The sequence below is a fragment of the Streptomyces sp. NBC_01268 genome, assembly GCF_036240795.1.
Taxonomy (GTDB): Bacteria; Actinomycetota; Actinomycetes; order Streptomycetales; family Streptomycetaceae; genus Streptomyces.
Genome location: NZ_CP108454.1, coordinates 5437007 through 5456436, shown reverse-complemented (window position 1 = coordinate 5456436; position 19430 = coordinate 5437007). Strand labels below are relative to the sequence as shown.

Genomic DNA, 19430 nt, shown 5'->3' with positions numbered 1-19430 from the left:
GGGGTCGGCGGGCGGCTCACGATGGGTCCATGCCGATCTCCGCAGCTCAGCGCGCCGCCCTGCTCACCGCGACCACCGTGCTCCTCGCCGCCGGGTGCTCGGACGGCGGAGACTCGGGTGCCGCGGCCCCCGCGTCCAGCGGGCCCTCGGGGCTCGACCGGCTCGCCGCGCAGAAGCTGGAGTGGTCCCCGTGCCTGCCGCCGTCCCCGGCCGAGGGCGGCGGGCCCGCGCCGTCGCCGCTGCCGGACGGCGCGAAGTGGGAGTGCTCGTTCATGACCGCGCCCCTCGACTACGCGAAGCCCGACGGCGACACCGTCGATCTGGCCCTGATCCGGGCCAAGGCGCGGGACCAGCAGCGCCGGATCGGGTCGCTGGTGTTCAACTTCGGCGGGCCCGGCGGCTCCGGCATCACCGGCCTGCCCAGCTTCGCCTCCGACTTCGAGTCGCTGCGCTCCCGCTACGACCTGGTCTCCTTCGACCCGCGCGGCGTCGGCCGCAGCGAACCCGTAGAGTGCGCGACCGACAAGGAACTCGACGCCTACTACGCCCTCGACTTCACGCCCGACGACGCGGCCGAGGAGCGCACCCTGGACGAGGCGCAGAAGAAGTACGCGGCCGGCTGCGAGAAGGACGCCGGGCCCGAACTCCCCTACGTCGGCACCGAGAACGCCGCCCGCGACATGGACCTGATGCGGCGGGTCCTGGGCGACGACAAGCTGCACTACTTCGGCATCTCGTACGGGACCGAGCTCGGCGGCGTCTACGCCCACCTCTTCCCGAAGAACGTGGGGCGCGCCGTGTTCGACGCCGTCGTCGACCCCGCCGCCGGGGTCGAGGAGGGTGCGCTCGGACAGACCAAGGGCTTCCAGCTGGCGCTCGACAACTTCGCCCGGGACTGCGTGGACCGGGGCGACGCGTGCGTGCTGCCCGGAGACAGCGTCGCCGGGATCGAGGCGTTCATCACCGAGCTGCTCGCCCGGCTCGACAAGAAGCCGATCCCCGGCATCGGCGACCGGATGCTCACCCAGACACAGGCCACCAACGGCATCGCGCAGGCGCTGTACTCGAAGGAGTTCTGGCCCTATCTGGAGCAGGGGCTCGACGAGGCCGACGGCGGCAACGGCGCGCTGCTGCTCGCCCTGTCCGACTCCATGAACGGGCGCAACCAGACGGGCAGTTACAGCAACATCCAGGCCGCCAACGCCGCCATCAACTGCGTGGACTTCAAGCAGCGCTACACGCTCGGGCAGGCCAAGGAGCGCGTCCCGGAGTTCCGTCAGGCCTCCGCCGTCTTCGGCGACTTCATGGCCTGGGCGCTGTCCAGCTGCGCCCAGTGGCCGGTGCCCGGCACCTGGGAGCACCCGAACGTCGCCGCCGCCGGTTCCGCCCCGATCCTGGTCATCGGCAACACCGGCGACCCGGCCACCCCGTACGCGGGAGCCCGCTCGATGGTCGACGCCCTCGGCAAGGGCGTCGGCGTGGAGCTGACGTACAAGGGACAGGGCCACGGCGCCTACAGCAGCGGCAACGCCTGTGTGAAGGGGGCCACCGACGCGTACCTCCTCGGCGGCAGGGTGCCGGCCTCCGGGACCGTCTGCCAGTAGGCGCGGGTCGGCCGCCTACGATGGCGGTCCGGTACGGATCACGGGGGGTCGCTCATGTCGGGTGCGGGCAGACGCAGGCAGACCGGGGGCGCGGTGCTCGCCCTCGTGGGGATCCTCGCCGCCGGGTGCGCGAGCCCCGGCGGCCCGGACGGTGCGCCCCCGTCGGCACCCGCCTCCTCCACCGCTCCCCCGGCGTCCGGCGACCCCAAGCCCTCCGGCGGGCTGCCGGCCTCGCTCACCGGGCAGCGCCCCGACTGGAAGCGCTGCGCGGCCCCCGAGGGTGGCGCGGAGCCCGGCTCGGCGTGGCGGTGCGCGGACGTCCGGGTGCCCCTCGACTACGCCCGGCCGGACGGCGAGACGATCCCGGTCGCGCTGATCCGCAAGGAGGCCGGGGACAAGGACGGGCGGCTCGGGTCGCTGCTGTTCAACTTCGGCGGGCCCGGTGCCTCCGGCGTCGACATCCTGCCCCGCGCGGCGAGCGAGTACGGCAGCCTCGGGCGCCGCTTCGACCTGGTCGGCTTCGACCCGCGCGGGGTCCAGCGCAGCGCCGGTGTGGTCTGCCGCGACGACGCCGAACAGGACGCCGCCGAGCGGACGGTCGACTCCACGCCGGACACGGCCGCCGAGGAGAAGCGTTTCCTCGACGACGCCGCGGCCTTCGCGGCCGGCTGCGCCCGCCGCTCCGGGAAGCTGCTGCCGCACACCACGACCGCCGACACGGCCCGCGACCTCGATCTGGTCCGCCAGGTCCTCGGCGACGACCGGCTGCACTACTTCGGCATGTCCTACGGGACGCAGCTCGGCGCCGCGTACGCCCATCTCTTCCCGAAGAACGTGGGGCGGTTCGTCCTCGACGCCGTCGTGGACCCGACCGCCGACAGCGTCGGGCACGCCCGCAACCAGACGATCGGCTTCCAGCGGGCCCTCGACAACTACCTGCGGTCCACCGGGCAGGACCCGAAGGCCGGTTCGGAGCGGATCGTGCGGCTGCTCGCGCGGCTCGACCGGGCGCCGCTCGCCGTCGGCGACCGGAAGCTGACGCAGTCGCTCGCCCTGACCGGCGTGGTGATGCCGCTCTACTCGCAGCAGAGCTGGCCGCTGCTCACCAGCGCGCTGTCCCGGGCGGAGAACGGCGACGGCAAGGAGCTCCTGCGGCTCGCCGACTGGTACGACGACCGGGACGAGTCCGGCCACTACTCCACCCAGTCCCACTCCCAACGGGCCATCTCCTGCGCCGACTCGGCCGAGCGCCCGACGCCCGCCCAGGCCCGCGCGCTGCTGCCCGGGTTCCGCCGCCTCTCCCCCGTCTTCGGCGAGTTCCTCGCCTGGGACACGGCCGGCTGGTGCGCCGACTGGCCGGTGCGGGGCGCGGACACGACCCTGGACGTGCGCGCGCCGGGCGCCGCGCCGATCCTGGTCGTCGGCACCACCGGCGACCCGGCCACTCCGTACGAGGGTGCGGAGCGGATGGCGAAGGCGCTGGGCAGCGGGGTCGGCGTGCTCGTCAGCAACCGGGGCGAGGGGCACGGGGCGTACGGCGCGTCCGCGTGCGTGACGCGGACGGTCGACGCGTACCTCCTGGACGGGAAGGTGCCCGCGTACGGCACGACGTGCTCCTGAGCGCCCGGCGGCACCCGTCGGTGAGGGCGGCACGGCACGCGGAAGGGCCCGGACCTCGTACGAGGTCCGGGCCCTTCCGTTCGGAGCGGTCGGCCGTCCGGCAGGTCCTAGTAGACCGGCTTCTCGGGCTCGATCTGGTGGACCCAGCCGATCACGCCGCCGCCGACGTGCACGGCGTCCGCGAAGCCCGCGGCCTTGAGCACGGCGAGGACCTCCGCACTGCGGACACCCGTCTTGCAGTGCAGGACGATCCGCTTGTCCTGCGGGAGGTCCTGGAGGGCGGTGCCCATCAGGAACTCGTTCTTCGGGATCAGGCGCGCGCCGGGGATCGAGACGATCTCGTACTCGTTCGGCTCGCGGACGTCGATGATGTCGATGTTCTCGCCGTCGTCGATCCACTCCTTGAGCTGCTTGGGAGTGATCGTCGAGCCGAGCGCCGCCTCCTGGGCCTCCTCGGACACGACGCCGCAGAAGGCCTCGTAGTCGATGAGCTCGGTGACGGTCGGGTTCTCGCCGCAGACCGCGCAGCCGGGGTCCTTGCGGACCTTGACCTGGCGGTACTGCATCTCCAGGGCGTCGTAGATCATCAGGCGGCCGACCAGCGGGTCGCCCACGCCGGCCAGGACCTTGATGGCCTCGGTGACCTGGATGGAGCCGATGGACGCGCAGAGCACGCCCAGCACGCCGCCCTCGGCGCAGGAGGGGACCATGCCCGGCGGCGGGGGCTCCGGGTAGAGGCAGCGGTAGCAGGGGCCGTACTCGGACCAGAAGACCGAGGCCTGGCCGTCGAAGCGGTAGATCGAGCCCCAGACGTACGGCTTGTTGAGCAGCACGCAGGCGTCGTTGACCAGGTACCGGGTCGCGAAGTTGTCGGTGCCGTCGACGATCAGGTCGTACTGGCTGAAGATGTCCATCACGTTGTCGGCCTCGAGCCGCTCTTCGTGGAGGATCACGTTCACGTACGGGTTGATGCCGAGGACCGAGTCCCTCGCGGACGCCGCCTTGGAACGGCCGATGTCCGCCTGGCTGTGGATGATCTGGCGCTGCAGGTTCGACTCGTCGACCTCGTCGAACTCCACGATGCCGAGCGTGCCGACACCGGCCGCGGCCAGGTACATGAGAGCGGGCGAGCCGAGGCCGCCCGCGCCCACACAGAGCACCTTCGCGTTCTTGAGCCGCTTCTGCCCGTCCATCCCGACGTCCGGGATGATCAGGTGGCGGGAGTACCTGCGGACCTCGTCAACGGTGAGCTCGGCAGCCGGCTCGACCAGGGGTGGCAGCGACACGGAGACCTCATCAATACTCTGGTCGGTATTTCACTACGGTGGTTCTGTCGACAACACTGCCACGCCCCTCCTCATTCCGAGACACCCCGTCCGATACGCGAGACGATTTCGTCCCAGTAGCCGGGCAGCGTGTGGAATTGGTCGGTTTGTCCCGGCCGGCCCCGGCGGTCGGTGAAGAAGACCGTCGCCGCGCCCTGCCAGCGGGCGATCCGCAGGGCCTCCTCCAGATGGGTCCGGGGCACCCCGTGGACCAGGTGGACGAACTTCCCCGCCGGGTAGTCGGCCGTCCACTCCGCCACCTGCGACCAGCGGTAGTCCGCCCAGGCCCCGGAGAAGGTGACGAGCTGGTCGGCCGCCTCCGCGTAGCCGGGGTACGGGTGGGTGCCGTGGCCCAGGACGAGATGGGCGCCCCGGTTCCCCCGCTCCCCGTCGAGCAGCGCCTCCAGCGTCGCCGAGATCCGTCGCACCGCCGGCAGGTCGGCCCGGTCGGCGGGGGCGCGGTCCAGGTAGAAGCCGTCGGCCTTGTACCAGTCCAGGAAGCGCTGGGCGTCCGAGACGACCTCGCCGAAGGGGCGGGAGCCGTGCCGCAGGTCGATGTGGCCGAGCACCCGGACGCCCGCGTTGCGCAGCTTCCCGGCGGCCTCCAGGCAGTGCGGGTCGGGCCGGGCGCCGGGCCCCTCCGCGACGTTCAGGACGGCCCAGTGGACGGGGGTGCCGGGGCGGGTGAGCTCGGCCCACTCGACGGGGGCGAGCAGCGGGTGGGCGTAGCCGGGCACGCCCACCCCCATCGCCAGGGCCGTGCCGGTGGCGGCTAGATGCGGCATGCCGCCTCCATCCAGATGTCCGCCAGCGACTCCTCCAGGTTGATCCGCGGCCGCCAGCCGAGCCGGTCGCGGGCGGTGCGCACGTCGGCCTGCTGCCAGGGCCCGCAGCCGTCGGGGTACGGGAAGGGGGCGGCGGCCAGCTGCTCGGCGATGGTCTCGGTGCGCGGGGCGCCGATGACCGGGCGCGGCGGCGGCCCGTCCAACTCGTGGAGCGTGCCGGCGAATCCGGCGACGCGGGCGAGGACGGCGGCGGCGTCCCGGAGCCGGACCGCGCGGCCGGTGCCGATGTTGACGACGCCCTGCGCGGCGGAGAGCGAGGCGGCGTGGACGGCGCGGGCGACGTCCCGTACGTCCACGAAGTCGCGCTGCACGCCCAGGCCGCTGAGCTTGAGCTCACCGTCGCCGGCCTGCATGGCGCGGCGCATGGCCTCGGCGAGCCGGCCGAGCGGGGAGCCGGCCGGGGTGCCGGGGCCGACGGGTGAGAAGACCCGCAGGACGACGGCGTCCAGGCCGGAGCCCAGGACGAGTTCGGTCGCGGCCAGCTTGGACACGCCGTACGGGCCGCCGGGGCGGGGCACGGCGTCCTCGGCGGTGGACGAGCCGGGCTGGCTGGGCCCGTACTCGGAGGCGCAGCCGACCTGGACCAGGCGGGCGCCGCAGCCGCTGCGGCGCAGGGCCTCGCAGACGGTGGCGACGGCGACGGTGTTGTGCCGGGTCAGCTCGCGGGCTCCACCGCGGGTGGCGCCCGCGCAGTTGACGACGACTCCGGGGTGGACGGCGTCGAGGAACCGGGTCAGGGCACCGGGGCTGCCGGTCGCGAGGTCGAACCGTACGTCGGCGTCGTCGCCTCGACCGAGGGCGGTGAGGTGCACCGCCGGGTCGGCGAGCAACCGGTCGGCGACGAAGCGGCCGATGAATCCGTTGGCTCCGAGCAGCAGCACCCTCATCGTGCGGCCCCTTCGTGCCGACCGGCCGTGGCGTGGGGTTGGCGCGTCATGTCTGTTGGGTCTCCTTGGGATGGTCCAGGTGGAGGGGGGAGCGCCCGCGGCGTCGGCCCCGCGGGTGCGCCGGGGATCAGCGGGCGGTGGCGTGCGCCGAGGCCCGGGAGAGTGCGGTGGTGGCGTGGGCCAGCAGGGCGAGGGCCGCGGCGCCGCACGCGAGGGCGGGCACGGCGGCGGGTCCCCAGGTGTCGACGGCGGCGCGGACCGGGGAGTCGAGGAAGGCACAGCCCGGGAGCCGGGCGGCGAGGACGAGGGCGAGGGAGAGGGCCTCGGCGGCGCAGGCGGCGGCGAGGCCGTGGGCTGCGGTCTCCGGCGGCCCGTGCACGGTGAGGAGCCGGGCGAGCAGCAGCAGGGCGCCGAGGGCGAGCGCGCCGGGGCTGAAGCCGGTGAGGGCGAGGAGCCCGGCGAGCAGCGCGAGGGGGAGCGCGACGGTGGAGAGCAGCAGGGGTCGGACGCCCGCCGCGAAGTCGGCCAGGCCGCGGCTGGCGGCCAGCCGGCGGCGGGCGCGGACGGCGAAGAGCCGGGCACACCAGGCGGCGGGGGCGACGGCCAGGGCGAGGGCGAGCAGGGGGCCGGTGTCGAGGAGCCAGGCGCCGTCGGCCGGGGCGGCGGGGCCGCCGGGGGTGACGAGGCTCCAGGCGGCGCCGTCGGGGCCGCCGGTCAGGAGCTGGTCGAGGAGGCCGTCGCCGGCCACCGCGTAGGCGAGCAGCCAGAGGGTCCAGAGCCGGGCGGCGGGCGCGGTGCGCCCGTCGGCGTGCAGGGGGCCGCGGCGTACGGCGACGAGGAGGGCGGCGGCGAGGCCGAGGGCCCCGAGCGCGCCGACCGCGCCGCGCAGCGCCCCCTGGGTGAGGGCGAGGCCCGCGGTGGTGAGCACGGCGACGGTGCCGGGGGCGCAGGCGGCGAGCGCCCAGGCCGCCGTTCCGCCGGGGGCGGGCGCCTCGGGGGCGGGGCGGGCGGGCGCGGAGTCGCCGCGGGGCACCCGGGCGTACAGCTCCTCGGCGAGCGAGAAGACGTCGCGGTGCCGGAAGCGCGCGGCGGTGCGGTCGGTGACGCCGTGGGCTTCGAGTCCGGCGGCGATCTCCAGCGGGTCGACGGCCCGTTCGCACAGCTCGCGGTGGCGGTGCATCAGGGCTTTGACCGGGTCGGCGGTGGCGCGCCGGGGGGCGCGCGGGCCGAGTGCGGGGGCGGGCTGCTGAATCGCTTCGGCGGGGCCGGCCGGGACCGGCGGGGCGAGCGCGGCCGGGGCGGCGAGCCGGAGCAGGGCCTCGGAGCGGGGATCCCAGGGACCCGGGCTGGTGGGTGCGGCGGGGCCGCGCATGGGGGTGCCTCCTTCAGGCATCGGGGTCTCCCGTACCGGCCGCGGCGGTGACGGGCTGGTCCGCCCAGCTGCCCGGCACGTACGCCTCGGCCGGGTGTGCGAAGGGCACGGCCCGGGCGGTGCGGCGGCACACCGGTGCGCGGGAGAGGAGTTCGAGGTAGATGCCGCGGAACGCCGCGAGGTTCTGTTCGACGGTGAAGAGCTCCAGGGCGCGGGCGCGGGCGGCGGCGCCCAGGCGGTGCCGGCGCTCGGGGTCGCGCAGCAGTGCGAGGCAGGCGTCGGCGAGCGCCTTGGGGTTGCGCGGGGGGACGACGAGTCCGGTGCCGCCGATGACCTCGACGACCGCGCCGACGTCGGTGGAGACGGTGGCCCGGGCGCAGAACATCGCCTCGACGAGGCTCACGGGGAAGCCCTCGACGACGCTGGACAGGACGACGACGGCACTGGAGGCGTAGGCCTCCTCCAGGGTCGGGGCCTCGGGGCCGCCCAGCTCCTCGAAGGAGACCGGGTTCTCGCCGATGGCGTGCCGGCCAGCGGCCTCGTCGGGGAAGAGCTGTTCGGCGAGGTTGCGGCAGTGCGCGAGGTACGCGGCGGCGCCGGGTTCGCGCAGCGGCGCGGCGATGATCCGCAGCCGGGCGTCGGGCTGGCGGCGGCGGACGTCGGCGAAGGCGTGCAACAGGGCGATGAGGTCCTTGGCGGGCTCGACGCGGCCGATCCAGGAGAGGGTCGCCGGGTCGCCGCTCTCCTCGTCCTCGCCGACCTCGGCGAAGCGTTCGGCGGCCATGCCGGGGTGGACGGTGCGCAGCTTGGCGCGGTCGGCGCCGCAGCGCTCCTGCCAGCGGCGGGCGTGGGCGTTGCCGGGGGTGAGGAGGGCGGCCTGGCGGTAGACCTCGCCGGCGAGCCGCCCGTGGAAGGCGGCGAGCAGGGCGCGGACCGGGGTGGCGAGCGGGGCGTCGGCGGCGGCGAGGTAGTGGGCGCGCAGCTGGACGCCGTACTCGGTGACGAGCAGCGGGGTGCCGAAGAAGCGTTTGGCCAGGAGGCCGGGGAGCGCCGCCGCCCCGGCCGAGGCGGCGTGGCAGAGGTCCGCCCGGCCGAGGCCCGCGCCCTCCTCGTCGTACCAGTCGAGGGAGAGCGGGCGCAGGGCGCGCTCCAGCCGGTCGAGGAAGGCGAGGTGATCGGGGACGGTGGCGGCGGCGAGGCCGCGGCGCGCTCCGGGGGCCCGGCCCGCGGACTCCAGGACCCGCACGGCGGTCTCGGACCGGAGCGCGGCGCGCAGTCCGCCGTGGGAGCGGGCGAGTTCGGCGAGTCCGTAGAGCCCGGCGGCGAATCGCTCGGGGGCGTCCGCGGCGGCGTCCGCCGCCCGCGGCTCCCGGGCGGCCCGTTCGCCCCAGGGTTCCCCCGCGACGGGTCGGGTCCCGGGTCTCTCGCCGGTCGCGGCGGCCCGCGGTCCCCCGGCGGCCGCACCGGCCCCGGCCTCTTCGGCACCGGCCGCAGTGACCGGCCGGTCGGCGCAGATGCCGGCGGCGAGCTCGCGGAAGGCGGCCTCGAAGCGGCGGCGTTCGCGGCGGCCGTGGCCGCGCCCGTCGTCGTCGGGGGCCCAGAGCGAGGCGGTGCGCACCTCGCGGACGTTGGGCGGGAGGGGCAGCCGGCCGGCGGCCTCGTGGCGGGCGTCCTGGCTGAGGGCGTAGACGTCGAACTCGTGCGGGGCGAGGCCGCGTACGAGCCGGTCGCACCAAAGCCCGGACTCACCCGTGGCGTACGGATAGCCACCTTCCGTGAGCAGTCCGATCCGCATGTGCACACCCCCGATCTCCCGTGTCGGCGGCCACCTTTCGGTCCGGTGACCCGCAGCGGGAAGAACGTAAGCGGATATGCCGGTGGCGCGATGGACGGTTGTCCGTCGCGCCACCGGAAGGGGTGAATGCACGTAACTTTCCCGCCCCGGTAGCGTTCCGTGGCGCTACGGGGTGCTTCGGTCACGCTCGGTCAGGCTGCGGCCAGCTCCTCGCCGAGGGTCCGGCGCCGTTCCCGGCGGTCCGCGGCGAGCACCGGGTCGAGCGAGGGGACCGCTGCCAGGAGCCGCTGGGTGTACGGGTCCCGGGGGCTGCCGTACACCGCGTCGACGGTGCCCTGCTCGACGATCCGGCCGGCGCGCATGACGGCGACCCGGTCGCTGACCTGCCGCACCACGGACAGGTCGTGGGCGATGAAGACGAGCGCCAGGCCGAGTTCGGCCTGGAGGTCCGCGAGCAGCGCCGTGACCTGGGCCTGGGTGGTGACGTCGAGGGCCGAGACGGGCTCGTCGCAGACGATCAGGCGGGGTTCGGCGGCGAGTGCGCGGGCGATGCCGACGCGCTGGCGCTGGCCGCCGCTGAACTCGTGCGGGTAGGCGTCGTAGCGGTCGGGGTCGAGCCCCACCCGGTCGAGGAGTGCGCGCACCCGGTCGCGGATCCGCGTGTCGTCCAGGTCGCCCGCCACGCGCAGCGGGTCGGCGACGGACTCGCCCACCGAGCGGCGCGGGTTGAGCGAGGAGACGGGGTCCTGGAACACCATCTGGAGCTCCCGCCGGTGCGGGCGCAGCTCCTTCTCGGACAGTCCGCCGATCTCCGTACCCCCGTAACGGAGTCCGCCGGACGTCGGGTCGAGGAGCCGCACCAGCATCCGGCCCAGGGTGGTCTTGCCGCTGCCGGACTCGCCGACGACGCCCAGCGTCTCCCCGGCGCGCACGGTCAGCGACACGCCGTCGACGGCGGTGAACCGGTCCTTGCCCCGCCCGAACTCCCGCCGCAGGTCGACGGCTTCGAGCAGCACCTCGCCCGGTGCCGGACCGGCCGGGGCCGCCGGTGCGGCGGGCGCGGGCACCGGGACCGTCCGCCGCGCCGGCCCGTCGAGGCGGGGCACGGCGGCGAGGAGCTCACGGGTGTACGGCTCCGCGGGTGCGCCGAGCACCCGCGCCACGGGCCCGCGTTCGACCTCGCGTCCGCCGCGCATCACCAGGACCTCGTCCACGCTCTCGGCGGCGACGCCCACGTCGTGGGTGACGAGCAGCAGGCCGGTGCCGGTCTCGCGGCGCAGCTCGTGGAGCAGGTCGAGGATCTGGGCCTGGACGGTGACGTCGAGGGCGGTGGTGGGTTCGTCGGCGACGAGGAGGCGGGGCGCGCAGGCGAGGGCCATCGCGATGAGGGCGCGCTGGCGCATGCCGCCGCTGAACTCGTGCGGGCGGGAGCGGGCGCGGCGGGCCGCGTCGGGGATGCCGACCCGGTCGAGCACCTCCACCGCGCGGGCGCGGGCGGCCTTCCGGGAGCCCTGGTGGTGGATCCGGTACACCTCGGCGATCTGTTCGCCGATCGCGTAGTAGGGGTCGAGCGCGGAGAGCGGGTCCTGGAAGACCATGGCGGCCACTCCGCCGCGCAGCCGGCGCAGTTCGGCCGGTCCGGCGGCGCCGACGTCGACGCCGCCGACGGTGACGCGTCCGCCGACGCGGGCGCCGGTGCCGTGGTGCAGGCCGAGGAGGGCGCCGGCCACGGTGGACTTGCCGCTGCCGGACTCGCCGACGAGGGCGAGCGCCCGGCCGGCCTCCAGGGTGAAGGACAGCCCGTCCACGGCGCGTACGCCACCCTCGAACTCGACGGTGAGGCCGTCGACGGTGACCAGCGGGGCACCGGCGTCGGGCAGGTGCGGGTCGGGGACGCTCATGTCAGGACCACCCTTCGGTCGGCGAGCGCGTAGAGGAGGTCGGCGACGACGTTCGCGACGACCACGGCGACTCCCATGAGGAGCACGACGCCCACGACCACCGGCAGGTCGATGTGCCGGACGGAGTCGATCAGGGTCTTGCCGAGCCCGGGGATGCCGAACAGCGACTCGGTGAGCACGGCGCCGCCGAACATCGTGCCGAGGTCGAGCGCGCTGAGCGCGATCACCGGCGGTACGGCTCCGCGCAGGGCGTGCCGGGTGACGACGGCCCGCTCCCCCACGCCGTACGCGCGGAAGGTGCGGATGTGGTCCTCGGCGAGCGTCTCCAGGGTCGAACTGCGGGTCATCCGGGCGTACTTCGCGGACTCGAAGAAGCCGAGGGTGAGCCAGGGCAGCAGCATGTTCCAGGCCCACTGCTCGGGGTCCTCGCCGAGCGGCACGTAGGTCGGGAAGGGCAGCCACTGGAGGTAGGCGCAGACCACCATGAGCAGGAGCAGGCCCAGGATGAAGACGGGCGTGCCGGTGCCGGCGAGGGTGAGCACGGTCAGGGTCCGCTCGGTGAGTCCGCCGCGGCGGAGCGCGGAGAGCAGTCCGGTGCCGACGCCGACGACCAGCCAGATGACCATGGCGCCGAGCGCGAGGGAGGCGGTGGCGGGCAGCCGCTCCAGGATGAGCTGCGTGACCTGCTGGTCGTTCTGGTACGAGAGGCCGAGGCAGGGTGCGTCGCAGTGGGTGAGCGCGGTGCCGGTGGAGTAGTCGCGGCCGGTCACGACGCCCTGGAGGAAGTGCAGGTACTGCACGAGGATGCCGTCGTTCAGGCCGAGCTGCTCGCGGACCTGGGCGATCTGCTGCGGGTTGCAGCGTTCGCCGCAGGCGAGCCGGGCGGGGTCGCCGGGCAGCAGGTAGAACAGCCCGTAGACCAGAGCCGACAGCACGAGCAGCACGAGGGCGGCGCCCGCGAGCCGCTTCAGGAGGTAGCGGGTCATGAGGTCTTCTCCTTGCGGGCCCGCTTCTCGCGGGCGGTGCCCACGGCGAGGCGGCTGGCCTCTCGCGGGTCGAGGGCCGTCCGGACGGCGTCGCCGAGCACGGTGAAGGCGAGCACGGTCACGAAGAGCAGTCCGGCGGGCAGCAGGACGTACGCCGGGTCGGCGCGGAACCAGGTCTGCGCGGTGGACAGCATCTGCCCCCAGGACGGGGTGGGCGGGGTGACGCCCACGCCGAGGAAGGAGAGCGAGGCCTCGACGACGATGTTGGTGGGGACGAGGATCGCCGCGTAGGTGATGACGGGCGCGGCCAGCGAGGGGACCAGTTCGCGCCGGGCGGTCCGTCCGCGCCCCGAGCCGGCCAGCCGGGAGGCGGCGACGAAGTCGAGGCTCTTGAGGGTGAGGGTCTGGGCGCGCACGATCCGGGAGGTGCCGGCCCAGCCGAGCAGGCCGATGACCAGGATCAGCAGCAGCGGACGCGGGAAGTCGCGCGGCACGACCGCGGTGAGCGCGATGGCCAGGACGAGGAACGGCAGGGCGACGAACACGTCGGTGATCCGGCTCAGGACGGCGTCGACCCAGCGGCTTCCGAGTCCGGCGGCGAGGCCGATGAGCAGGCCGATGAGGATCTGCACGGCGGTGGCGCCGACGGCGACGAGCAGGGAGACCCGGGCGCCGTACAGGAGCCGGACGAACAGGTCGCGGCCGGTGCCGGGTTCGACGCCGAGCCAGTGGTCGGCGCTGATCCCGCCGAAGGAGCCGTACGGGACGCCGCCGCGGGCGGAGTCGACGAGGTCGTCGTGGTACGTGTGCGGGTCCTGGCCCGCGAGGGCCGCGAGCAGCGGGGCGGCGAGGGCCAGCAGGACGAGCAGGGCGAGCACGGAGGCGGCGGCGACGGCGGAGGGCCGGGTGCGGAGCCGCCGCCAGAGCTGCCGGGCGGCGCCCGTGGCGGGGGTGACCGCCGCGGGCGCCGACACGTCGGACGGTGAGGTGAGCGAGGTCACTTGACCGCGACCTGCGAGACGTCGAGGACTCCGGTCCAGTCGCTGATGACGACGTTCTTGACGTCCTTGCCGACGAGCCGCTTGTAGACGGGGTGGAAGAGCGGCACGTCGAGCGCCTGCTCGCCGATCTTCTTGTCCAGGGCGCCCCAGCGGGCGGCGGCGGCCTTGAGGTCGGTCAGCTTGTTGATCTCGTCGATCTCCTGGTTGACCGCCGGGTCGTTCAGCTGCGCGTGGTTGTAGTTGGAGCCGTCGGTGACGATCTGGCGGCCGTCGAAGATCGGCGCGAGGAACGGGCCGCCGGCCGGCCAGTCGGCACCCCAGCGGGAGAGGAAGAAGCCGGGCGCGTCCTTGACGCTCCAGCGCTTCTCGTTGAAGGAGTTGGGCTCCTGGCCGTCCAGCTTGACGGTGATGCCGGCCTTGGCGAGGGCCTCCTGGACGGCGGTGGCGACCTCGGGGCTGGTGGCGCGGTTCTGCGCGGTGGAGTGCAGCAGGGTGACGGTCAGCCCGTTGGGGTAGCCGGCCTCCTTCAGGACCTGCTTGGCCTTCTCCGGGTCACCGGTCCTGCCGGCCGGGAAGTGGTCGTAGGCGGTGAAGCCGAAGGACTTCTGCTCGGGCAGGAAGGTGGTGGCGGCCTCGGCGAGGGCGGAGCCGCCGGCCGCGTTGACGACGCTGGTGCGGTTGATGGCGTAGGAGATCGCCTGGCGCACCTTCGGGTTGTCGAAGGGCTTCACCTTCGGGTTGAAGGCGAGGTAGTTGGTGTAGCCGAAGTGGCCGGTGCCGACGCGGGCCGCGAGCTCCTTGTCGGAGCCGACCTGGGCGAGCTCGGCCGGGCCGAGGTTGGTGTCGGTGGTGACGGCGGCGGCGTCGGCGCCCGCGGAGGTGGACAGCCGCTGGTTGATGACGGCCTCGTCCAGGCCCGACTTGACGTCGATCGAGTCGGGGTAGGCCTTGCGCTCGGCGTCCGTCTTCGGGTCCCAGTGCGGGTTGCGGTCCAGGACGAGGCGCTGGCCGTCGTTCTCGTTCCTGACGACCTTGTACGGGCCGGAGGAGACGGGGTGCTCCTCGTACGTGGCGCCGGTGTCCTTGGCCTTCGGGACGGGGGCGAACTGGGTCTGGGTGGCGACGAAGGGGAACTCGCCCTCGGGCTTCTTCAGCTTGAAGACGATGGTCTTCGCGTCGGGGGTGACGATCGACGCGAGGCCCTTCCCCTTCTTCCCGTCGGGCGCGGCCTTGTAGGGGCCCTGGTAGGTGTCGCCGCCGACGAGCCAGTCACGCAGGTAGGGGGCGCCGCCGGAGAGCTCGGCCGCGAAGGAGCGCTCGATGCCGTACTTGATGTCGGCGCTCGTGATGGGCGTGCCGTCCTCGAACTTCAGCCCGTCCTTGAGGGTGTACGTCCACTCGGTGGCGTCCTTGTTGGGGCGGCCGGTGTCGGTGGCGAGGTCGGGGACGACCTCGGTGCCGGCGGCGCCCGCCTCGCGGTTGCGGGTGGTGAGGGTGCGGAAGACGAGCGAGGGGACGTTGCCGCCGCCGGAGGTGTAGAGGCGGGCCGGGTCGAAGTCCTCCTGCGCCTCGGCGTTCAGGACGGTGAGGGTGCCGCCCTTCTGCGGGCCGCCCTCGGCCTTGCCGGAGGCGCCCTTTCCACCGGCGTCCTGAGGTCCGGCGCAGGCGACGGCGCCCGAGGCCAGGACGAGACTGACGGCGGCCGCTGCCGCGCGGCGCGAGATGACGGACGGTTGACGCATGGGAAGGGAGCCTCTCGGAGTGAACTGCGGTGAACTGCCGCAAACGGCAAGGGATGTCCGCAGGCACGGCGCAGCCGTTGCCGAGAACGCTCGGGAGGGGGGAACGCGCGCCTGCGGGTCGGGGACGGCCCGGGCGCGGGAAGAGGGGACGGCGGTACGAGACGGCCGACGAGCGCGCGGGCTGCGTCAGCGACAGAGGATGTCGGCGACCGCGTGTCCGGTCACGCCGAAGAGCGCCAGCTCAAGGGCGGCGCGATCGGATACGGCGTGGCGGGGCGACATGCCGAGAAATATGAACGAACGCCAGAACGATGTCAACGCGCCCGAGCGTGCTTATGAGACACCTGTCTCAGATGCCGGACATCCGGCGGTCCGGCCCTCCGGACGCGCCGTCAACTCCCGGGGTGCACCCACGGGTTGGGGCGGCACTTGATGTCGTCGATGTCCAGCGACTTCGTCTGCTGCTGCATCACCGGAGCGAGCGCGCCCGGCGTGCTGCAGCTCACATGCCCGTGCCCCAACCGGTGCCCCACCTCGTGGTTGATGAGCATCTGCCGGTAGGCGTGCATCGCCTTCGGGCCGAAGGTCACCGACCCCTGCGCCCAGCGGAAGGCGTTGATCATCACGCGCTGGGTGGAGGCCGAGTCGCAGGACACGTTGTCGACGGTGGTGTCCAGGCCGGACTTCTTGCACCACTCGCCGGTGGTCCCCGGGCTGGCCAGGGTGATCACGAACTCCGGCTCACCGGTGGAGATCCGCTCGAAGGTCATCTCGCCGTCACCGGCCCAGCTGCGCCGGTCGTTGAGGGTCTTCTGCACGGCCTGCGCGAAGAGCGCCCCGTCGAGGGCGAGGCCCTTCTCGACGTCGACCCGGTAGCGGATCTTGCGGCCCTTGCCGGGCGCCTTGTCGAAGCCGGGGACGGGCGCGAACTCCGCCGAGCCCTTCAGCTTCGGGTCGATCGGGAACTGCCGTGCCATCAGCTGCTCGTACGAGGGCGGCGCGGCCGGCACCGGTTTCGCCGGCGCGTCGTCCTTCGCCGGCACGTCCCGGTCGTCGGAGCGGGACGCCTGGTGCGCGGCGTCGGCCCGGTCCGCGGAGCCGTCGGCCGCGTGCGACCGCGGCGTCCCGTCCGGCTCGCCCCCGGAGACCTGGCCGGCGACGACGATGGCGAGGACGGTGGTGACGGCCGCCGCGGCGACGCCGGTGAGGGTGCGGCCGAGCCCTCCGGCCCGGACCGCCTTCCGCGTGCGCGGCCGCGCGGCGGGATCGGCCTGCGCGGCCGGCGCCGGCGCGGCGGGCGCCTCCCGGCGCGGCGCGGGGATGAACGGGGCCGCGGGCGCGGCGGACGGGTACGGATAGCGGGCGGGCGGCGCGGCCTGCTCGTCGTGGACCGGGTGCCCTCCGCGTACGAAGGGGTCGGCGTCCGGGTCGTACGGGCCCTGGTAGCGGGGGGTGCCGTGCATCGGCGTGTCGTACGCACCCGGGTACTCGGGCTGCTGCCCCGCGCCCCGCCTGCGTCGCCCCGTCCCCGGTCCCTGCCCCGCTGCCTCCCCCTGCCCGGTGTCGGTCACCGGTGCGGCGGGCCCCTTGCGACTATGTCGTCCCACGGTCCGGTTCAGCTCCCGCCCTCGGCCGACGCCGCTTCCGCGGCATCGGTGATCAGCTCCCGCACGGCGGCGGCGACCGTCTCCGGATACTCCATCATCGCCACGTGCCCGGCCTCCGGGAGCGTGAGCAGCCGCGAACCGCGGAAGGCCGCGGCGGCCTTGCGTGCCATCCGGTACGAGACGAGCTGGTCGCGCCCGCCGTACACGAGCAGCGTCGGCGCGAGCACCCGCTCCGCCTGCCGCCACAGACCGTGCTGGCCGCCCAGCGTGTAGGCGTCGACGATGCCGCGCGAGGAACGGGCCATCGCGTCCCAGAAGTACGGCAGCTCCAGGCGCCGCTCCATCTCCTCGACGGCGTGTCGCAAGCCCTCGTCGGTGACCTGGCCGGGGTCCCCGTAACAGAGCGACAGCACCCCGCGGACCCGCTGCTCCGCCGTCCACCCCTCGGTGAGGCGGGCGAACAGCGGGGCGACGCCCGGCAGCGCGAGCAGCGCGGTCGGCCAGGCGGTCTTCTGGGCGCGCAGCTCGGGCAGCGCCGGGGAGACCAGCGTCAGGGTGCGGACCAGGTCCGGCCGGACCGCGGCGACCCGGGTGGCGACCGCGCCGCCCAGCGAGTTGCCGACCAGGTGCACGGGGCCGCGGCCGGCGGAGTCCAGGAGCCGGATGACGGCCCTGGCGTGCCCGGTGACGGAGTAGTTCCCGTCGTCCGGCGGCGGCGAGTCGCCGAAGCCGGGCAGATCGAGCGCCTCGCCGTCGACGAGGTCGGCGAGCAGCGGCATCAGGGCCGACCAGTTCTGCGAGGAGCCGCCGAGGCCGTGCACGTACAGCGCGGGCGGAAGGCCGGGCGTCGTGCCGGGCCGCGCGCGGACGGTCAGCGTGAGTCCGGGCAGTGCGACGGAGCGCAGCTCCTCGCCGTCGGCGACCCGGACGGCGCGCGACCGGGTCGCGGGCGATGCGGCGGTCCGGGTTTCCGGCAGCTCGGTCGAGGACATGGCAGCGATATTACGAGACGATCACGCCCGGGCGCGTGTGGGTGGCGTCACAGGATCGGGTGCGGCGGGCCCAAGGAGCTCCTACGCTCGGAGGAGAGGGTCATCAGGCAGGACCCGCCAGGCCCCGCGGACCCCCGAGCGCCGGAAGGAACCGCATGACTGCCGACCCGACCGAGCCGGACACGTTCGCCGAGAAGGAGGACGTCGTGCTCGACGAGGAGATCCCGGAGGCCGACGCGGCCGAACAGCACGCCGAGCTGCAGCAGCGCGAGGACGAGCCGCTCCCCCGGCTCGCGCACGAGTCGGCGGACGACGCGGACGCCGTGGAGCAGACCAGGGTGGTCACCCTCGACGAGGACGACTACCGCTGACGAGGGCGACGGCGCGGTGAGCCGCGCGTCGCCGCGAAGCCGTGTCCGGAGCGTGTCCGGGAGCGTGTCCGGCGGCGTGTCGACGGGCCGGCTTCCCCTGTTCCGTTCGCTTCGATCGTGAATCCGCTCTCGCCCTGGGCGTCCGGTCCGTGAAATTCTGCGTTCGCACCGCGCACAGCCGGGTTACCCAAAAGTACGATGGCGGCGCGACGCCAATGCGCGCATGGATCGATATTTGGAGGCGGCGTGAGCGCCATCGAGCAGACAGAGGCAGCACGCCCTCGGGGCACGCGCCTGCCGCGCCGTGCACGACGCAACCAGCTCCTCGGCGCCGCCCAGGAGGTGTTCGTCGCCCAGGGGTACCACTCGGCCGCCATGGACGACATCGCCGAGCGGGCCGGAGTCAGCAAGCCGGTCCTTTACCAGCACTTCCCGGGCAAGCTGGAGCTCTACCTCGCCCTGCTCGACCAGCACTGCGAGGCGCTGCTCGTGTCGGTCCGCACGGCCCTGGCGTCCACCTCGGACAACAAGCTGCGCGTGGCCGCCACCATGGACGCCTACTTCGCGTACGTGGAGGACGAGGGCGGCGCCTTCCGGCTCGTCTTCGAGTCCGACCTCACCAACGAGCCGGCGGTGCGCGAGCGCGTCGACCGGGTGAGCCTGCAGTGCGCCGAGGCGATCTCCGACGTGATCGCCGAGGACACCGGCCTGGCGAAGGACGAGTCGATGCTGCTCGCCGTCGGCCTCGGCGGCGTCTCCCAGGTCGTCGCCCGCTACTGGCTCTCCAGCGAGTCCCCGGTCCCCCGCGACAAGGCCGTGGCGCTGCTGACCTCGCTCGCCTGGCGCGGCATCGCGGGCTTCCCGCTGCACCCGGTGGACGGACAGCTGACCGCCGAGGGGCACTGACCCGATCCGCCCACGCCGCGCCGTCTGTTCGCTCCTGGCGTGCGGCGGCTGCGCCGTACGCGTCCCCTCACCGGGCTAATGTGTGCAGCGTACGGCGCGGTATCCCGCGCACAGCCGACCGTTCGGAGGGACATAGCCGTGGAGGTCAAGATCGGCGTGCAGTACGCACCCCGGGAGATCGTTCTGGAGAGCGGGCAGTCCGCCGAGGACGTCGAGAGCGCGGTGGCCGACGCGCTGGCCGGCAAGACGCCGCTGCTCAGCCTGACGGACGAGAAGGGCCGCAAGGTCCTCGTTCCGGCCGACAAGATCGCGTACGTCGAGCTCGGTGAGCCCGAGGTCCGCCGGGTGGGCTTCGGCGCGCTCTGAGCGGGACCAGAACGGCGGAAGGCCCGGTGGACCAGGTCCACCGGGCCTTTCGTATGCCCACGTCAGGGGGTACGGGGAGGATTGTGTTCGGGGCCCGCCGGGTAGGACGG

17 protein-coding genes are annotated in these 19430 nt (G+C 74.1%); 5 read left to right on the top strand and 12 right to left on the bottom strand.

Features of this window, described 5'->3' with window-relative positions; genetic code table 11:
* Positions 1-29 precede the first annotated feature (29 nt).
* Entirely contained in the window at positions 30-1604 is a 1575-nt protein-coding gene (locus tag OG309_RS24705; protein ID WP_329423819.1) for an alpha/beta hydrolase, read from the top strand.
* Positions 1605-1658: 54 nt separating this feature from the next.
* On the top strand, positions 1659-3224 hold the full coding sequence (locus tag OG309_RS24700) for an alpha/beta hydrolase (protein ID WP_329423817.1): 1566 nt from the start codon (positions 1659-1661) through the stop codon (positions 3222-3224).
* Positions 3225-3331: 107 nt separating this feature from the next.
* On the opposite strand, the gene moeZ is transcribed toward OG309_RS24700, so the two are convergent.
* From moeZ to OG309_RS24640, 12 genes are all read right to left on the bottom strand, one after another.
* A complete protein-coding gene (gene moeZ, locus OG309_RS24695) occupies positions 3332-4510 on the bottom strand; it encodes an adenylyltransferase/sulfurtransferase MoeZ (protein WP_329423816.1) in 1179 nt (392 codons plus the stop codon).
* Between the two features lie 71 nt (positions 4511-4581).
* Positions 4582-5334 (bottom strand): spherulation-specific family 4 protein, encoded by a 753-nt coding sequence (locus OG309_RS24690; RefSeq protein WP_329423814.1) that lies wholly within the window; start codon positions 5332-5334, stop codon positions 4582-4584.
* The gene (locus tag OG309_RS24685) at positions 5322-6281 is read right to left on the bottom strand and encodes an NAD-dependent epimerase/dehydratase family protein (protein ID WP_046910969.1); all 960 of its coding nucleotides are present in this window, start codon (positions 6279-6281) and stop codon (positions 5322-5324) included. Before OG309_RS24685 ends, OG309_RS24690 begins: the two co-directional genes overlap by 13 nt.
* A 127-nt stretch (positions 6282-6408) precedes the next feature.
* On the bottom strand, positions 6409-7653 hold the full coding sequence (locus OG309_RS24680; RefSeq protein WP_329423811.1) for a hypothetical protein: 1245 nt from the start codon (positions 7651-7653) through the stop codon (positions 6409-6411).
* 13 nt (positions 7654-7666) lie between these two features.
* Positions 7667-9448, bottom strand: coding sequence for a DUF3492 domain-containing protein (locus OG309_RS24675; protein WP_329423810.1), 1782 nt, complete (start codon positions 9446-9448; stop codon positions 7667-7669).
* 191 nt (positions 9449-9639) lie between these two features.
* Complete coding sequence (locus tag OG309_RS24670; RefSeq protein ID WP_329423809.1) at positions 9640-11349, bottom strand: ABC transporter ATP-binding protein; 1710 nt, start codon at positions 11347-11349, stop codon at positions 9640-9642.
* Positions 11346-12335, bottom strand: coding sequence for an ABC transporter permease (locus OG309_RS24665; protein ID WP_329423807.1), 990 nt, complete (start codon positions 12333-12335; stop codon positions 11346-11348). The genes OG309_RS24670 and OG309_RS24665 overlap by 4 nt, the downstream gene beginning before the upstream one ends.
* Complete coding sequence (locus OG309_RS24660) at positions 12332-13336, bottom strand: ABC transporter permease (RefSeq protein ID WP_402546209.1); 1005 nt, start codon at positions 13334-13336, stop codon at positions 12332-12334. Before OG309_RS24660 ends, OG309_RS24665 begins: the two co-directional genes overlap by 4 nt.
* Positions 13333-15078 (bottom strand): ABC transporter substrate-binding protein, encoded by a 1746-nt coding sequence (locus OG309_RS24655; protein ID WP_329423805.1) that lies wholly within the window; start codon positions 15076-15078, stop codon positions 13333-13335. The genes OG309_RS24660 and OG309_RS24655 overlap by 4 nt, the downstream gene beginning before the upstream one ends.
* Positions 15079-15264: 186 nt before the next feature.
* Entirely contained in the window at positions 15265-15360 is a 96-nt protein-coding gene (locus OG309_RS24650) for an Ms4533A family Cys-rich leader peptide (protein WP_329423803.1), read from the bottom strand.
* A 110-nt stretch (positions 15361-15470) separates the two neighbouring features.
* The gene (locus tag OG309_RS24645) at positions 15471-16685 is read right to left on the bottom strand and encodes a DUF3152 domain-containing protein (RefSeq protein WP_329423801.1); all 1215 of its coding nucleotides are present in this window, start codon (positions 16683-16685) and stop codon (positions 15471-15473) included.
* An 8-nt stretch (positions 16686-16693) separates the two neighbouring features.
* Complete coding sequence (locus OG309_RS24640; RefSeq protein WP_329423799.1) at positions 16694-17677, bottom strand: alpha/beta fold hydrolase; 984 nt, start codon at positions 17675-17677, stop codon at positions 16694-16696.
* 155 nt (positions 17678-17832) lie between these two features.
* Between OG309_RS24640 and OG309_RS24635 the strand changes: the two genes are divergently transcribed.
* The 3 genes from OG309_RS24635 (at position 17833) to OG309_RS24625 (ending at position 19320) form a co-directional block, all read left to right on the top strand.
* Positions 17833-18048: a hypothetical protein gene (locus OG309_RS24635; RefSeq protein ID WP_329423797.1), complete on the top strand. Its 216-nt coding sequence runs from the start codon at positions 17833-17835 to the stop codon at positions 18046-18048.
* Positions 18049-18294: 246 nt separating this feature from the next.
* Positions 18295-18954 (top strand): TetR/AcrR family transcriptional regulator, encoded by a 660-nt coding sequence (locus OG309_RS24630; RefSeq protein WP_329423795.1) that lies wholly within the window; start codon positions 18295-18297, stop codon positions 18952-18954.
* Positions 18955-19092: 138 nt separating this feature from the next.
* The gene (locus OG309_RS24625; protein WP_329423793.1) at positions 19093-19320 is read left to right on the top strand and encodes a DUF3107 domain-containing protein; all 228 of its coding nucleotides are present in this window, start codon (positions 19093-19095) and stop codon (positions 19318-19320) included.
* The last annotated feature ends 110 nt before the right edge of the window (positions 19321-19430 follow it).

Bases quoted from the DNA above. Each gene is read 5' to 3' on its own strand.
- OG309_RS24705 (WP_329423819.1), top strand. From the start codon at position 30: ATGCCGATCTCCGCAGCTCAGCGCGCCGCCCTGCTCACCGCGACCACC.
- OG309_RS24700 (WP_329423817.1), top strand. From the start codon at position 1,659: ATGTCGGGTGCGGGCAGACGCAGGCAGACCGGGGGCGCGGTGCTCGCC.
- OG309_RS24690 (WP_329423814.1), bottom strand. From the start codon at position 5,334: ATGCCGCATCTAGCCGCCACCGGCACGGCCCTGGCGATGGGGGTGGGC.
- OG309_RS24685 (WP_046910969.1), bottom strand. From the start codon at position 6,281: ATGAGGGTGCTGCTGCTCGGAGCCAACGGATTCATCGGCCGCTTCGTC.
- OG309_RS24680 (WP_329423811.1), bottom strand. From the start codon at position 7,653: ATGCGCGGCCCCGCCGCACCCACCAGCCCGGGTCCCTGGGATCCCCGC.
- OG309_RS24675 (WP_329423810.1), bottom strand. From the start codon at position 9,448: ATGCGGATCGGACTGCTCACGGAAGGTGGCTATCCGTACGCCACGGGT.
- OG309_RS24670 (WP_329423809.1), bottom strand. From the start codon at position 11,349: ATGAGCGTCCCCGACCCGCACCTGCCCGACGCCGGTGCCCCGCTGGTC.
- OG309_RS24665 (WP_329423807.1), bottom strand. From the start codon at position 12,335: ATGACCCGCTACCTCCTGAAGCGGCTCGCGGGCGCCGCCCTCGTGCTG.
- OG309_RS24655 (WP_329423805.1), bottom strand. From the start codon at position 15,078: ATGCGTCAACCGTCCGTCATCTCGCGCCGCGCGGCAGCGGCCGCCGTC.
- OG309_RS24650 (WP_329423803.1), bottom strand. From the start codon at position 15,360: ATGTCGCCCCGCCACGCCGTATCCGATCGCGCCGCCCTTGAGCTGGCG.
- OG309_RS24640 (WP_329423799.1), bottom strand. From the start codon at position 17,677: ATGTCCTCGACCGAGCTGCCGGAAACCCGGACCGCCGCATCGCCCGCG.
- OG309_RS24635 (WP_329423797.1), top strand. From the start codon at position 17,833: ATGACTGCCGACCCGACCGAGCCGGACACGTTCGCCGAGAAGGAGGAC.